This window comes from Corynebacterium sp. (assembly GCF_030532965.1).
GTDB lineage: Bacteria > Actinomycetota > Actinomycetes > Mycobacteriales > Mycobacteriaceae > Corynebacterium.
Genome location: NZ_JAUNKC010000028.1, coordinates 29,230 through 43,624 on the forward strand (window position 1 = coordinate 29,230; position 14,395 = coordinate 43,624).

15 protein-coding genes are annotated in these 14,395 nt (G+C 51.9%); 7 read left to right on the forward strand and 8 right to left on the reverse strand.

The window, feature by feature from the left end; genetic code table 11:
* Positions 1-11 precede the first annotated feature (11 nt).
* From Q4D85_RS11655 to Q4D85_RS11665, 3 genes are read right to left on the reverse strand one after another with little or no spacing between them, the layout of a single operon-like run.
* Positions 12-1,043, reverse strand: a complete 1,032-nt coding sequence (locus Q4D85_RS11655; RefSeq protein ID WP_303200617.1) for a hypothetical protein — start codon at positions 1,041-1,043, stop codon at positions 12-14.
* Positions 1,043-1,639: an ATP-binding cassette domain-containing protein gene (locus Q4D85_RS11660; protein ID WP_303200618.1), complete on the reverse strand. Its 597-nt coding sequence runs from the start codon at positions 1,637-1,639 to the stop codon at positions 1,043-1,045. The genes Q4D85_RS11655 and Q4D85_RS11660 overlap by 1 nt, the downstream gene beginning before the upstream one ends.
* Positions 1,640-1,660: 21 nt before the next feature.
* Entirely contained in the window at positions 1,661-3,154 is a 1,494-nt protein-coding gene (locus Q4D85_RS11665; RefSeq protein ID WP_303200619.1) for a sodium:alanine symporter family protein, read from the reverse strand.
* A 177-nt stretch (positions 3,155-3,331) separates the two neighbouring features.
* Here Q4D85_RS11665 and Q4D85_RS11670 point away from each other — a divergent pair, with 177 nt between their 5' ends.
* The 7 genes from Q4D85_RS11670 to Q4D85_RS11690 all read left to right on the forward strand — a co-directional run bounded on the left by Q4D85_RS11670 (position 3,332) and on the right by Q4D85_RS11690 (position 7,591).
* Positions 3,332-3,784, forward strand: a complete 453-nt coding sequence (locus tag Q4D85_RS11670; RefSeq protein WP_303200631.1) for a DDE-type integrase/transposase/recombinase — start codon at positions 3,332-3,334, stop codon at positions 3,782-3,784.
* Complete coding sequence (locus Q4D85_RS14535; protein ID WP_368502295.1) at positions 3,765-3,926, forward strand: integrase core domain-containing protein; 162 nt, start codon at positions 3,765-3,767, stop codon at positions 3,924-3,926. Before Q4D85_RS11670 ends, Q4D85_RS14535 begins: the two co-directional genes overlap by 20 nt.
* A gap of 208 nt (positions 3,927-4,134) precedes the next feature.
* Positions 4,135-4,533, forward strand: a complete 399-nt coding sequence (locus Q4D85_RS14540) for a transposase family protein (RefSeq protein ID WP_368502296.1) — start codon at positions 4,135-4,137, stop codon at positions 4,531-4,533.
* 468 nt (positions 4,534-5,001) lie between these two features.
* Positions 5,002-5,706 (forward strand): hypothetical protein, encoded by a 705-nt coding sequence (locus tag Q4D85_RS11675; protein ID WP_303200620.1) that lies wholly within the window; start codon positions 5,002-5,004, stop codon positions 5,704-5,706.
* Positions 5,687-6,265 carry an SdpA family antimicrobial peptide system protein gene (locus tag Q4D85_RS11680; RefSeq protein WP_303200632.1) on the forward strand — a complete coding sequence of 193 codons (579 nt, stop codon included), beginning with the start codon at positions 5,687-5,689 and terminating at the stop codon, positions 6,263-6,265. The genes Q4D85_RS11675 and Q4D85_RS11680 overlap by 20 nt, the downstream gene beginning before the upstream one ends.
* Before the next feature lie 16 nt (positions 6,266-6,281).
* The gene (locus Q4D85_RS11685) at positions 6,282-7,217 is read left to right on the forward strand and encodes a hypothetical protein (protein WP_303200621.1); all 936 of its coding nucleotides are present in this window, start codon (positions 6,282-6,284) and stop codon (positions 7,215-7,217) included.
* 5 nt (positions 7,218-7,222) lie between these two features.
* Positions 7,223-7,591: an SdpI family protein gene (locus Q4D85_RS11690; protein ID WP_303200622.1), complete on the forward strand. Its 369-nt coding sequence runs from the start codon at positions 7,223-7,225 to the stop codon at positions 7,589-7,591.
* A 276-nt stretch (positions 7,592-7,867) separates the two neighbouring features.
* Here Q4D85_RS11690 and Q4D85_RS11695 read toward each other — a convergent pair whose 3' ends face one another.
* From Q4D85_RS11695 to Q4D85_RS11715, 5 genes are all read right to left on the reverse strand, one after another.
* Entirely contained in the window at positions 7,868-8,785 is a 918-nt protein-coding gene (locus Q4D85_RS11695; RefSeq protein WP_303200623.1) for a DUF5926 family protein, read from the reverse strand.
* A 30-nt stretch (positions 8,786-8,815) separates the two neighbouring features.
* Positions 8,816-9,559 (reverse strand): glycerophosphodiester phosphodiesterase family protein, encoded by a 744-nt coding sequence (locus Q4D85_RS11700; RefSeq protein ID WP_303200625.1) that lies wholly within the window; start codon positions 9,557-9,559, stop codon positions 8,816-8,818.
* A gap of 99 nt (positions 9,560-9,658) precedes the next feature.
* Positions 9,659-10,756 carry an LppP/LprE family lipoprotein gene (locus tag Q4D85_RS11705; protein ID WP_303200627.1) on the reverse strand — a complete coding sequence of 366 codons (1,098 nt, stop codon included), beginning with the start codon at positions 10,754-10,756 and terminating at the stop codon, positions 9,659-9,661.
* Positions 10,757-11,215: 459 nt separating this feature from the next.
* Positions 11,216-12,166, reverse strand: coding sequence for an L-lactate dehydrogenase (locus Q4D85_RS11710; protein WP_303200629.1), 951 nt, complete (start codon positions 12,164-12,166; stop codon positions 11,216-11,218).
* Between the two features lie 132 nt (positions 12,167-12,298).
* Positions 12,299-13,960: a cytochrome c biogenesis protein CcdA gene (locus Q4D85_RS11715; protein WP_303200630.1), complete on the reverse strand. Its 1,662-nt coding sequence runs from the start codon at positions 13,958-13,960 to the stop codon at positions 12,299-12,301.
* Positions 13,961-14,395: the final 435 nt, after the last annotated feature.

Here is a 14,395-nt window from a genome sequence, read left to right on the forward strand (position 1 = left end):
TTCTATATAACTTACAGCGACCAGGCGGCAAGTGCTGCGAAGGTAACGCCTGCGATAAGTCCTGCGAGATAATAGCTGGCCACATCGGGCGAGATGGAGAAACCGAAACCCGAATCCATCACCACGAAGTTGGTCACGGTGCGCGGTTTGGATCGAGCAGTTGCTATCCACCCGACGGAAATGGCCGCGCAGATGATGGCGGGTAGTAACCCGTGCGGTTGCCACAGCGTAAGTAGTATTCCGACCGCGAGTAGTGTGTGAATCGCGATGAACAAGCGCCGCACCCGGTGGGCAGCTGCGGTGGTCAGCGTGCCAAATGTGGCAGCCCGCGCTATTCCGGCACCGACGATTCCCCAGCCGAGAAGGAAACCAAAGCAGGAAAGCTGCGGCATACCGGCCGCGAGGGCGATTGTGTAAAGCAGAATATCAAGGGCGATAAGTGGCAGGTAGAAGCGGCGGTAGAGGCGTCGAAAAGCAAGCAAAAGATAGTTCGCGGTGGGTGCTTGCTTACGCCACCACTGTGGGGTTTGAGTAATGACGGTCGCCGCGATGGCGTTAGAAACCAGTTCAGAATCCTGGATATTGATCCCGCCGAGACCAATGTCGCGGGTGCGTCCGGCCGTTAGCAGTTCGGCCAGCGTCCAATTGCGCATGCCGAACAGGATGCGGCTTACTGCGGCGATGGTCGCCAATTGCCACCAAAAGTCGAGTGCGGTACCGATTGCCGCCGCACCGACCGTAACCACCAAGAGCTGAAGAAGTGCATAGTGGTCGATGCCAGACATGGTGCGGGTGAGCTTCGCGTGGTACACCCAACGGTGCCGCGAAAGCGCCCGCAGCGGCAAGAGTTGTTCCGCCAGAACATTGCTCAGAAGAACCGCGGCGATTGCGGCAGCCACCGCCACCGCCTTGGAAACCCGGGTGGTTACCTGCGGCAATTCGGGGAGGAGTGCGGTTCCGACGCTGATGATAAGCCCGGCGCAGATAGCGAAAACCACGGCGATATACACAATGTCGCCGGTGCGCGCGAGGTAGGTTTTCATTAGAGCAGCACCCGCTCGTCGCAGGCCCACAACATATCCTCGCTGTGGGTTGCGATGATAATGGTCACCCCGGTGTCCGCTATGGCGCGTAGTTCCTCGGCAAGAAAAGCCTGCCAGGCTGCGTCGAGATGTCGTTCGGGCTCATCCATAATGAGCACAGTCGCCGGTAGATAAAGCTGGGTTGCCAGGTAGGCGCGCTGCCGCTGGCCGCTGGAGAGATAGCTCGGCGGCAATGCCGCTAATTCGTCGAGCTGCCAGGGTTCCAGTTGCTCGGTGAGGTCGATCTTTGCCTTACGTTCAATCAGAGCGATGTGTTCCCCAAGACTGAGATCGGGCAGAAAAATGGGATCGTCGATGTGGTTAATCCGCCCGGAATTGGTGACATCACCAGGCGAAACACCGTTGAGGCTGACGGTGCCGTCGAAAGGCTCAAGGTGCCCAGCCAGCGTAAGAAGCAAGGTGGTTTTACCGGCGCCATTCACGCCGGTAATGGCGTACATTTTCCCAGGCTCGAAGGTGCGCTCAAGCGTGGTCAGCGGGATCGTCCGCCCAATCGTGGCGTTGATATGTAATCCGTTTTGCTTTTCGACGCCCATCGCTCACCCGAGTCTTAAAAATCAGCCCTGCTCTTTCCGCTCCACCCAGAAATCGGCATTCTTAATGCCCAACTCCTCCGGGTTGAAGTGTGGATCGAGACCAGCTTTCTTTTGCTTCCGGTAATCCCACAGCGCTTTATGCGCCGGAACCTGTAAGAACAATATTGCGATGATATTAAGCCAAGCGGTTAGTCCCACGCCGATATCACCCAACGCCCACGCAGTACCAGGAGTGGTGACCGCGCCCACCACCACTGAGATCACGACCAGCACCCGCAAACCCCAAATGATTCCACGGCGCGCCGACCGGTTCGGAATCCACCGGTTGAAATAAGCAACATTAGTTTCCGCCATGTAGTAGTAGGCAAGCACAGTGGTGAAGGCAAACAACGCCACCGCCAACGCCACAAAGCTAGGACCCAGACCCGCGGCGAACGTATTGAGGCCTTCCTGCACGAAACCAGGACCAACCGGGACATCCGGGTTAATGGAACCTGCGTACACGACAGCACCGTCTTCGCTTTCACCCTGGAACACCCGGTACATGTCGGTGGAGATAATAATGAAAGCCGTCGCCGAGCACACAAACAACGTGTCAATATACACCGCAAACGCCTGCACAAACCCCTGCTTAGCCGGGTGAGAAACCTCAGCAGCCGCCGCCGATTGCGGCCCAGTGCCCTGCCCTGCCTCATTAGAGTAAATACCACGCTTCACACCCCACATGATGGCCACACCAAGCATGCCGGAAAACGCCGCCTCCTTATCAAAAGCGGAACGGAAAATCAGGCTGAACACGTCGTCAATCCGGTCGTAATTGATGATCATCACAACGATAGATGCAATGATGTACAGCACTGCCATGAACGGAACAATCAGAGCCGCGAAACTAGCAATGCGCTTAATTCCGCCAATGATGATGACCGCAAGAGTCACACCCAAAACCGCAGCGGTGATATAGAAATCCACACCCCAAGCGTTCTTCATTGCGGCAGCCACACCGTTCGCCTGGATTCCGGGCAAGAAATAAGAGGTGGCCAAAATCATGGAAACCGCAAAGACAATGGCATACACCAGCATGAACGGCGCCGCAGCGGTGTGCTTGAATGCCTTTTCAATGTAATAAGCAGGCCCACCCCGGTACTCGCCGGTGTCTTTATCCTTTTCCTTGTAAATCTGCGCCAGCGTACATTCCACAAATGACGTCGCCGAACCCAAAAGCGCAACCATCCACATCCAGAAAACCGCGCCGGGCCCACCGAACGCAATAGCGGTGGCCACGCCAGCAATATTGCCCACGCCGACCCGACCCGCCAGCGAGATCATCAGCGATTGAAAGGAAGAAACGCCAGACTCCGATTTCTTACCGCCCACAATTTGGCTGACCATATCGGGTATGCACCGAATCTGGAGAAATCCCGTGGCGAGGGTGAAAAACACCCCGACCGCCAAGCACAAGAACACCAAGGCTGGCGACCAAATGATCCCATTTAATGTTTCAATTACAGTTTCCATAGCATCCACCCAACCGCCATCATTATGTGACTAGAGTCACCGAGCAAGAGTATGGGAACTATTGTGCAATAAAATTCGCCGCAATGTGCTCATTTCGTTCAAAAACACGCCCATCAACGAAAGCATATTTCCCCGCGCACCCTTTGTTCACGGCCAATAGTCACCCCAGCACGTGTGATGCGTTTGGCGGGTGTGTGCGGTAAAAGCAAAGGTAAAACCCCGATCACCACCCGTAAAGGCACGCAAACAGACACCCGACCAGACTTGGTTAACCGTGACTTTACAGCCAGTCGTCCCAACCATTTGTGGGTTGCTGACATTACCTATGTACGGACCAGTAAGGGGTTTGTGTACGCAGCTTTTGTCACCGATGTATTCTCCCGTAAGATTGTCGGCTGGGCGCTATCAGATTCACTACGAACTCATGCATTGCCCCTTCAAGCTCTTAGTCAGGCGATCGCTTCAGCTAAAGAAACTACTGGGCTGATTCACCATGCTGACCACGGCGCACAGTACGTAAGCATTGTGTACAATGAACGGCTTAAAGAGTGCGGAATTGCTGCATCAACCGGCACGGTAGGAGATTCTTACGATAATGCTCTGGCGGAAAATGTCAACGGCTCCTTATAAAAATGAACTCATCAATCCCCGCAGATGGGTCGATGCTGTAGAAGTCGAAATCGCCACGTTTCAATGGGTTACTTGGTGGAATGAAACCAGACTCCACGAAAACCTAGGCTACCGCACACCAGCCGAGGTCGAAACGGAATAGTAGAACACCAACCACCAACAAGAAATAATAGGAAACAAAGCAAACACCTAGGAACAAAACCCACGGCAGTTCAGTTTCGCAAGCTACAGGTTACCGCTACATCCATGAAGCACTGAAGGTTGTTTCCTTAAAAAGCCCTACCCTTCTAGACGCATTACAGCATGCCGAGGGCAACAATAATCTCTTCGTCTGTCTGGACGGAACACTCATCCGGACAGATCGTGTAGCAGTAAAGAACCCGAAAAGTCGTCATGACCTGTGGTATTCCGGCAAACACAAAGCGTTTGGCGGAAACGTACAAGTACTGACTGACGATAGCGGGTACCCACTGTGGGTATCACCGGTATCGCCTGGATCAACTCACGACATCACCGCAGAACGCGAGCATGTCCTTCATGCGATAAACAACGTTGATATTCGCGTTCTTGCCGACAAAGGCTACATCGGTGCAGGTCAAAACGTATATACACCGATCAAAGGGAAAAATCTAACAGATGAAGAATACGAGTACAACCGTCGCCTTAATAGTCTCGGGGCACCAGCAGAACGAGCAAACGCCATATTCAAACAACTCAAAGCTCTACGGCGTGTTACCTCATACCCTTAGAGCATTACAGCTATCGCAAGAACCGCTTTAACCGTCCTACACCTCAACCACAAAAAACTCTGGTGAGAAAACCTCAATATCTACCAACCAACGGCAACCCCACCCCACCTTTTACCCCCGCTTATTGTATTTCGAGTCCATGATGCGTGGGAAATTTAATTTATGTAAGACTCGCAATAATACGAATATACTGCACTTTTGAAGCTTCTAGGCTTCACCTATGTTGCATCTTATCTAAGTGCTGCTCAATGAATTTGTAAAAACCTATTGTCGAGATGGATTGCCTTTGCTAGCCTGAGCGTAATTCAACTTGCCTAGAAAATGGGAAGAACCTGGAGTAAAGTTTCAGTTTTTCCGTTAGCAATATGCTGAAATATAAATGGAATTCAACTTAGGTTGTGCAATGAAATGTAAGGCAAAGTTGAATGTTTGAAATATGAATTAAACGCAGACCGATGGAGATTTGAAATGGCTTTGGCACCACTCGTTTTCTCGCCACAAAAACAGTCATGGAGTTCTGTTAAGTTCTTCTTCAAGGCGCTCTTTTCCGTGCTATCGGCATTTTCTTTGGTTTTTGGCAGCGTTAATCTAGCGCAAGCAGAGGATCGACAAACTTCTATTGAAGATCGAGTGCAATCTGTAAAACTGGCTAATGTGAATGTATCTGACGATGATATCTTAAAGGGGATACTGTTTGGAATTGGCCCCGTTGCGAAACACATAGGATTCCAAGTTCAGATGCCGAAGAATCTCACCTTTGGACAGTATGAAACCGCTGTTAATAAAACTATCAACGATCTTCCAAGTATTTACAGACATGAGCTTCGTTCAGTGCTCATGCAGTTAAGGAGCGGTGATCCAGTTGAAGTTGAACAAGGGATGTCTGACTTATCAAATATTGTTGTCGACTATGCTGCAAAGAAAGCACCCAGTTATAGCATGAAAAGAGTAAGACCTGCTTGCGGAGTTGCGGTCGTCTGTGTTGCATATGCAGCAGCTGCTGTTCATAACACCGTAGTCGTGACAGGTTTAGTGGCAGTTGTGGTAGGTGGAGCGCTCTGGGCGGGTGCCTGGCGGTGGGTTGGGCGACGAAGCCATATTCAGGCTGCTTCACGGGAGGCTTTAGTTGTGGATGTAATGGAAGCCGTTCGTGATGAAAAACGAGAGATCTGACTGTGCTGAAGCTAGGGCTACAGGAGCTTTGCCCATAGCAACCTTTATTCTTGTTTATTGTTTTATTAGTATCCAGATGTGGGCATGGCTCCCTTCGGTTGAATTGTACAGTCAAAATGCAAAGGTAAATGTGGATCGGATTCGCACCTTTACTGTACAAGGGTGGGCTTTTTTTACTAAATCACCTCGAGATGACCGAATTTTAATCTATTCTTTCGACGAGAGAGAAAACAAATGGAAATCGGCAATGCGGGGGCCAAACCTTAAGCCAGAATACGCTTTTGGCCTTGATAGGAGTTCGCGCATTTCAGAGTTTGACTCGGATTTAATAATGAACGCTGTTTCGGAGGAAAACTGGATTGAGTGTGACAATGTCTCAGCTTATGCAGGATGTTTTCAAGGTGTTACTCCATTTAACCTCCCGAACCCTACCCAAAACAATAACTTATGTGGCGAGATATCCATCACAAAAGCTCCACCAGTTCCATGGTCTTACCGAGGTTTGCGTGAAGGCATGCCTGGTAAAGTTCTTTATCTTGATTTGTCTTGTCCTGATTAACTGAATCAAGGAAGCAATGCAGCAAAGTATGAGTTTCAGAAAATTGTGGGATCGTCTTATTGTCGTCGGTTCAACGATGAAGCAATTTACCCCTCATAATCGCCTTTCCGCGATTGCAAGGTCTCTTCTTGGGGCGGGAACATTACTAACTTTTACGTTTACTCCCCGAGAAGTTCTTTTCTTTGCTTCCGATAGCTACCCAAGTGGAGTTATTTGTGATGGGTTAGCTGCGAGATACGGGCTTTATTGTGCTTGGCAGGATAATTTGACAATTAGCTATATACTGACCTTTTTCATTTTAGCTGCGGTAATTTTTGGGATTCTTCCTGGGATAATATCCTGGGCGCACTTTTGGGTTGTTTGGAGCTTCGCTACTCAGTCTCCGCTAATTGATGGGGGTGATCAAATTGCGCAGGCTCTTGCGTTGATATTTTTGGTATTTCATTTTGGTGATTTCAGGTTAACGCATTGGGAGAACCGCTACCCGAGCGCGAAATCTCTCACTTATTTTTTCCCGTTTTGGTGGGCGGCGGTGATTTTATTCATTGCTCAAGGTTTTGTGGTCTATTTTCATGCATCTATTGGTAAAATTTTTGTCCCGGAATGGGCAAATGGAACGGGTATTTGGTATTGGCTTACGGATCCCACTTTTGCACCTCCGGAACATATTTCAACGGTTTTATTATTGGTTTTCGGTACGACGTATTTAGGGCAATTAGTTACATATTCTATTCTCATTATTGAATTTTGCTTGGCCATTGGCTTTTTATTCAAACCAATGGTGCGTAAAATCCTATTCAGTATGGGGATAATGCTTCATGTTGGATTTGCATTAACTTTTGGTCTTTGGTCCTTTTTATTCTCAATGTCGTCTCTATTGATACTCCATCTTTTGCTTTTTGACAGAGTTTTTAAAGTGAAGAATTACATGGTTTCAAATATTAAGATTTAAGTCAAATGAGGGGAGCCGCAGTGTTCTATTTTGTTTCGGCATCATTGGTCATAAGCAGTATTCTAATTGCAGTCCTCGGAAATGAATCTCGGAAAGGTTTAAAAAGGAACTGGTGGGCTGGGTTACGCACTTCCGTTACTTTGTCGAGCGATGAAGCTTTTCGTTTGGCAAACCAAAAGGTTTGGAAACTCTATATTGTAATTGCGCTAATCTTATTTATTGAAGGTGCGGGTGTTGCGATTCTAGCGTATTCTGATGCAACTGATGAGGTGATTGCGATCTTTATACTAACTAGCAGCTTCATCGTGTTAACCTTAGCAGGCATTCAATATATAGTTGGTTCTCGTGCAGCTAAGTCAGTCTCGGATACGTAGGAAGATCAAATACTGAATTTTCGTTGGTTGGCAGGCTGTTTATTTTTGAGGACAATAATTGTCAGACTACTTGTGAATGAGTTCAAGGATGGATTCACAAGTAGTCTGGTATCTATCAAACAATGAAATATCAGCATGGAACGTCGGGAAGAAAAGCGAATCAATAGCCATGTTTATCCTCCGGGGTTAATTTTGACGCAAGTGAAATACATAAAAGCCCACCCGTACCTGCCTTTTTGCCAGATTCGGGTGGGCTAACACCGGGATTGATTGCCCCTAGCGAATGGTCACCTGGCGCGACTGAATGTTCTGCAATTGCCGCCGTTCTTCCGGCGTGAGCTGAGCGTCGTTGTCCAATTCCGCGACGATCTTTTTATCCAATGCCAGCAATTCATCCTGATAGGTGGTGTGTGACCGGGTTGGGTCGAGGTCCCACACCGGTACCGCAACCCCGTGGGTGCGGAAAACACCGGCGAATTTGGTTTCTTCGCCTAGTTTCAATTCGCCTTTCGCCGCAATCCGGGCCAAAGCGCGCAGCACTTTGTCTTCGTCTTCCGGCCGGACCCACCGGATGTAGGCCTTTTCGCCAGCGTCGATCCACCAGACGGCGCCGTGAACGTCGGCATCAATGCGGTGGGATGGCATTACGTTGTCGTTGGCGACTTTGATTGCCTGCGCATGTTCCGGGCTGAGTTCCGTGCCTTCCGGCAGCCACCAGTTGAAATCGTTGAACTGGTTGATGTCGAGCGCCTGGGAAACGTCGAAAAGCTCGACGAGGGCTGGTTCGGTGCCGTCGGCCGCAACGCTAACGAGCTGCTGCCCCGGCGCGGCGTCTTGTAACCACTGCAGCGCGAAAGCTAGGTCGCGGTGCGGGTTGTGCGAACGGGAGCCGATTTGCAGCGCGACGAAAGCATCGCCGCCTTCGGATCCTTCCCGCACGATGGCGGCGGTTCCGCCCGGCAGCACCGTGCATAGGTATACGTCGCGGTCGACGCCTGTGACGTCGATTTTCGCCGTCGCCGAAGGGACAAACTCCTGCAAAGCGATCAAGTCTGCTTCGGATTTCACGTCGCGGAATGGGCGCGGGTCACGTTCGGTGGCAGCGCGTTCGGCGGCGCGGGCTGCGAGTTTCGCTTGACGACGGCTCATCCCCGCTGGGAGTTGTTCTTTTTCTTTCCGTTTCTTCTTAGCCATGAGTTACAACTTACCTGACGGTTTCGCCGCTCACCCAGCCCGACCCAGAACCTCTACCGCAAGATCTGGATAATCTGTCGCCATCACCCCAACGTCGTGGCTATCTGCCCACAGCATGTCGTCGGGTTCATTCACTGTCCACATGTAGGGTGCGTATACTTGCGCATCGCGGTCCAGAATCCAGGTGTCGAGCTTCGCCCGCTTGAGGGAAATACCGAAATTATTCGGGTGGGAAAAATGTAGGTCAGCCGGGTTGACCTTTGCTTCCCATTCCCGCCGCAGGTAAAAGGTTTCGATGGCGGGAACCAGGGCATTTATTCGGCGAACCGCCGCGTGGGAGAACGAAATAAAATGAACCCGATCGCTGCACGCGAGACCATGGTATTTCAGGCACAACGCGACCTGTTCTTCCAGCATGCGCCCCATGCGGGTGGGGTGTTTGGCCTCGATGTAAATGTGTTTGTCGTCGGTGGCGAACACCATCTCAAGTAGTTCATCCAACGTCAGAATCCGTTGGAATGCAGCCGCGCCCACTGCGTATTCGTCGCCAATATTCAGCCGTTTGAGCTGCGCCAAGGTGGAGGTGGATACCACCGCGCGCACCCCCGCTACCCGCAGCATTGTCCGATCATGAGTGCAGACAACGTGGCCGTCTTTTGTCAGCCGCACATCGCATTCCACCCCATGTATCGGCAGTTGAAGGGCCTTTTCGTAGGCGATGGGCGACATCTCCGGGTAGCGCCCGCTGAAACCTCGATGGGCGACGATGTGCATTAAGCCTCTCCCCTTTTTGTGACGTCCTGCGGCAATTGGTTTTAAGCCCTTGACTTACGAGGATACGCTCAAACCCAATCGCCAGGCGTTCCGTGGGTTTTATTGATCCCAGTCCTTCAAGCCCTTCGGGTGCCGGGAGGTATCTAACTCAAACATCGCCTCGTTTCGCTTCTCTGCGACGCCCTTACCTAATTCGATAACCACCAGGTTATCGGATAGTTTGACCGTTTCCCCTCGGGTATCCACGTAGATCCCGGCCACTTTAGTCACCGATTCATCCGGCAGCGTCTCCTCCGCGCTGATGTTTCCGGCCTCTGAATAGGATGTCCTGAAGATCGGCGGCGGGGCGAAGTCAATTTTTGCGAAATTGGTCTTGCCGTTAGGTGCGGTTTGCACCCCTTCCGACGGGGTAAATTCCGACACGTTTACTGGCCATGTCGACTCCGTCCGGTCCTGGCAGGTAACGCCACGCCCCTGGGCGAAGTTGCACAAGATTGTGCTATCACCCATCGGTACTTCAGCGAGGATGTCGTGGTCGATTTCTTTCTCCGCGACCTTCTTTGTGGCATTGCCTTGCGGCAACAATAGGCCCCAGCCCGCTGGCGGGTTCTTGGTGAAATCTAATTCCAGCGAATGCTCCTCTGGTAAGGTCGCTGGGTCGCTCTTTACCGTCTCCCCCGCCAGGGTGTATGTCACTGTGTGTTTCTTGCCTTCCGAAACCCTTGGATAAGCAGGCTCTTCGTAGGTTACGGTGGCTTTGTCGCCTTCCACAGCTACTTCATCTATCTGGTATCCCAGGACGAAATTCATGTCGGTTATCAATTGATCGCCTCGGAAAAACAGCACGGTATCCATCGCGGATTCGCGCGCCAACCATGAGTCTTCCTCCATGCCGACCGTAGCGCCCCGCAACACAACCCAGCTGAGCGTCGCGCAGGGGTCGAATTGATTGTCCACGATGTCGAAAGAGAAATGCACCTTAGGTTGTGGCGTCGGAATTTTCTTCGCGGGTAGCCATAGCCCGAGGGCGGTTTCCGCCAAGTCCAGATCCGGGTCGGTGCAGGTTTCCTGGGTGGTTTCGCTTGTCGACGACTCCGCTACCTCCTTCATCGCCTGATCCGTTCGCTCCTCGCAGCCCACCAACAGGACACTTGACGCCGCCACCAGGGCAATTACCGATACACGTAGTCGGTTCACCAAACCACCATCCCCGATCAAAGCACAATTGCTAAATACATTTTCCAATTGAAAACTTTAATCAGCTGCTGGTCATTCCTCAGCCGTTTTCCGCAAAAACCTTTGCGCCCCACCCGATGGACTCCTAGCCGATGCCCTTGTTCATGCTATGTGGTCAGCCGATTTCTGATTACCCATTGGCCCGGCAGCCACTAGCCCGCGAGTTACTCGCTCTGCACTTGTTCAAGTCGGAGATTGTCTCAACGAGAAGCGTTTCCCCTAGTGTTTTACCGCGTTATTTGCGTTATTTCGGGAAATCTCCGACTTGATAAACGGACGCGCTAGCGCTCTGACCACCCCTAGGCCCTCTACAACCTTTAGCCCCTAGACAAGGTGCCACACACAAAAACCGGCACCGCGATCCTGTCGGTGGCAGTGCCACGGTGCCGGTTGCTGCAAGTTAAGGGATCCGCTTAGACGTTAGGCGGGGAAGAATTCCTCCTGGATTTCCCTGAGAGTTTTGGCGGAATGTTGGAAACGTTCCATCTCGTGATCGGAGATTTCCAATTCGACAACCCGGCGGATGCCGCGCCGGTTGATGATGGCAGGGGTGCCAATGTAGATGTTTTCCTCACCATATTCGCCGTTAAGCAGCGCCGATACTGGTAACGCTACGTCTTGGTTGTGCAAGACGGCGCGGGTGATGCGGGCCAAGCCCATACCGATGCCGTAGGATGTCGAGCCTTTGGCGTCGATAATGGTGTACGCCGCGTCGCGGGTTTCCTCAAAAACCCGCTCAAGTTCGGATTCCAACCCGGGGTTCTTTTCCAATTGTTTCCGCATGGATACACCAGCGATGGTTGCCGAGGACAGAACCGGAAGTTCCGTGTCACCGTGTTCGCCGATGATGTATGCGTGGACGGAGGTGGGGGCCACTTCGTAGCGTTCGCCCAGCATGTAGCGGAATCGTGCGGAGTCCAGGACGGTTCCGGAGCCGATTACGCGGTGCCAGTCCAGGCCGGAGTAGCGCCACACAGCGTAGCTGAGAATGTCCACTGGGTTGGAGGCGACCAAGAAGATTCCGTCGAATCCGTTGGCCATGACCTCATCGACGATGGATTTCATGATCTTCATGTTTTTATCCACCAATTGCAGCCGGGTTTCGCCAGGTTTTTGTGCAGCGCCGGCGCAGATGACGACCATCGCGGCGTCTTCGCAGTCGGCGTAGGTTCCCTTTGTCACCCGAGTGCGCGATGAGGCCCACACAACGCCGTGGTTGAGGTCCATGACGTTGCCTTCAAGCTTCTTTTCATCGATATCAATAATGGCCAGATGGTCGCAGGTTCCTTGGTTGACCAGTGCGTATGCATAGGCTACGCCCACGTCGCCCGCGCCGATGAGTACGACTTTATTGCCCACAATCTGTTTCATATCCCAGCACACCTTCCGGAGTTTTTTGCTTTTCGACGGTTGTTTTTCACGACAGCCACTACCGCCAAGTATGCCCGATTTTTTCTGAATATGCCCGATTGAAAATGGATCTGTGGGCAAAATCGCACACTTTTATCCGAATGTGAAGGAGTAGAGCTGCAAGCCTTCAGATGGAGTGACCGTGATCAATTCCGATTCATTCTTGTCTTTACGGATGATGTCGACGGAACCGTCTTCGGTGATATCGAATTCTTGGGTTTCGCCCGATTCCCGCTTCACGGTGATCTTGCCCGTGCCGCTGAGAACCAACTGCACCCACTTGGCCTGGTAATTCAGTTCGATGTGTGCGTCTTCGGACTTAGGGGTGATGGAGGTTTCCTCAACGTTCCACTTGCCAGCCAGGGAGTAGAAGCCGAGCTCCGGGGTTTCACCGGTACCGAAGTCGTGTTCACCAAGCCGCTCGCCACGGACAGCATTCCACTGGTACTTAGAACGCTCAGCGCCGAGGTAGGTTTCTGGGGAGCGAGGCTCACGAGCTTCCGCTTCTACTCCCTTTTCAATTGGATCCGGCAGGGTGATGCTTGGGTCGCGGTCTTGGAGCAGCTGGCGGATAACCATTTCGGTTTCAGCGTAATCACCTTCACCCTCGTGGATTTGGCGCAGCTTACCGGTGTGGTCAGCCAAGTACCGTGCTGGCCAGTAACGGTTATTGAAGTTCTTCCAGGTAACAAAGTCATTGTCCTGTACTACTGGATAGTTGATTTTTTGTGTTACGACGGCATCCTTGACGTTAGCCAGCTCGCGCTCGAAAGCGTATTCCGGAGCGTGAACGCCGATGACTTCAAAGCCGTAATCCTTGTAGTGATCGTAGAGCTTGGTGATGTGCTCATTCGCGCGCTGGCAGTTAATGCAGGCATATGCCCAGAAATCCACAAGCGAAACTTTGCCGGAGGTGTGTGGATCGACTGGCTTGTCGGTGTTAATCCACTCGCCCAATCCTTCAAACTTAGGCAGGTCGCCGCAATCGTGTGCCTCGGAAACGCCTAGTGTCCGGCACGCTTCCAGGCTACCGCCAGCAGTAGAGCCACCTGCTTGGATTTTTTCACCGAGTGCCTGCTGTGCCGCACCTGTCCAGTCCGGTAATGCCCGCTGAATAGCAGCCGGAGCATCATACGCAAGCGCCACCGCCAAGGCGATAACGACCGCACCCGCACCGCGTCGAAAAGCATTGCCGTGCTTCTGAAACCAGTCCACGCGCTGCCCAATCTGGTTTCCACCGAGCGCAAAGCCCAATAGCGGGATAGCAGCACCGACGGCAAAGGACATGGTCAAAGCGATAATCGTCGCATCAATCTCACCGGTTGCAGCGGCAACGGTGATAGCAGCCAACACTGGGCCAGCACATGGCACGTACACCGCGCCGAGGGCAAGACCCACGGCAAAGCCACCCCGGCCCTGTACCTTCGACTGCAAGAAATTTGCTTTAGGTAACCGATCAAACGGTGCTTGGAGTATCCGCCCGATCGCTGGGACGATCATGCCCAGACCCACGAGAACCAGAAGCCCGATACCAACCCACCGAACTGTATCTTGCGGCAATCCCAGCGCATTAAGCACCACTGAGCCGATCAGGGTGATGATGGCGAAGCTGAGCGCCAAGCCAGCCACCACTAGATAAGGGCGTCGTTTATCACCAGCACTGACAGCCAAAATGAGCGGCAGCACCGGAATAATACATGGCGACAAACTTGTTAAAATACCGCCAATCAAACCTATGAGGATCATTGAAAACATAGCGTTCCTTTCATGAAGCATCCCGCTTATCAAGCGGCTCATAAAGGGTTACGGCGCTGACGCAAAAACGGATTGGAAAAATTTTCTCCCGCCCACATAAACCGGCTTTACCTGCGGAAACAAAAAGTTTTCAAAATTTTTTCTAAAAATCCAATCCAGTTTGCCACCCCACTCCGAAACAGTTTGTGAGTGCCACCGAATGGCACATCATAGATAGGTTTTCCAGACCGACATCTTTAATAGACAGACAGTTTCTGATTCCCTACAAGGAGTACTCTCATGATCAATCGTAAGTTCATCGCCTCGATCTTCGCCCTCGGTGTCGCAGCAACCGGCCTGGTCGCTTGCAACGATTCCGGTTCCTCCGCCCCGGCTTCCGAGTCCGCCATGATGCAAAGCGACAAGATGGAAAAGGACGCCATGGACAATGACGCC

What these genes read in the sequence shown, in the direction of transcription:
- Q4D85_RS11655 (WP_303200617.1), bottom strand. Translation starts at nt 1,043, where the DNA reads ATGAAAACCTACCTCGCGCGCACCGGCGACATTGTGTATATCGCCGTG.
- Q4D85_RS11660 (WP_303200618.1), bottom strand. Translation starts at nt 1,639, where the DNA reads ATGGGCGTCGAAAAGCAAAACGGATTACATATCAACGCCACGATTGGG.
- Q4D85_RS11665 (WP_303200619.1), bottom strand. Translation starts at nt 3,154, where the DNA reads ATGGAAACTGTAATTGAAACATTAAATGGGATCATTTGGTCGCCAGCC.
- Q4D85_RS11670 (WP_303200631.1), top strand. Translation starts at nt 3,332, where the DNA reads ATGCGTTTGGCGGGTGTGTGCGGTAAAAGCAAAGGTAAAACCCCGATC.
- Q4D85_RS14535 (WP_368502295.1), top strand. Translation starts at nt 3,765, where the DNA reads ATGTCAACGGCTCCTTATAAAAATGAACTCATCAATCCCCGCAGATGG.
- Q4D85_RS11675 (WP_303200620.1), top strand. Translation starts at nt 5,002, where the DNA reads ATGGCTTTGGCACCACTCGTTTTCTCGCCACAAAAACAGTCATGGAGT.
- Q4D85_RS11680 (WP_303200632.1), top strand. Translation starts at nt 5,687, where the DNA reads ATGAAAAACGAGAGATCTGACTGTGCTGAAGCTAGGGCTACAGGAGCT.
- Q4D85_RS11685 (WP_303200621.1), top strand. Translation starts at nt 6,282, where the DNA reads ATGCAGCAAAGTATGAGTTTCAGAAAATTGTGGGATCGTCTTATTGTC.
- Q4D85_RS11690 (WP_303200622.1), top strand. Translation starts at nt 7,223, where the DNA reads ATGAGGGGAGCCGCAGTGTTCTATTTTGTTTCGGCATCATTGGTCATA.
- Q4D85_RS11695 (WP_303200623.1), bottom strand. Translation starts at nt 8,785, where the DNA reads ATGGCTAAGAAGAAACGGAAAGAAAAAGAACAACTCCCAGCGGGGATG.
- Q4D85_RS11700 (WP_303200625.1), bottom strand. Translation starts at nt 9,559, where the DNA reads ATGCACATCGTCGCCCATCGAGGTTTCAGCGGGCGCTACCCGGAGATG.
- Q4D85_RS11710 (WP_303200629.1), bottom strand. Translation starts at nt 12,166, where the DNA reads ATGAAACAGATTGTGGGCAATAAAGTCGTACTCATCGGCGCGGGCGAC.
- Q4D85_RS11715 (WP_303200630.1), bottom strand. Translation starts at nt 13,960, where the DNA reads ATGTTTTCAATGATCCTCATAGGTTTGATTGGCGGTATTTTAACAAGT.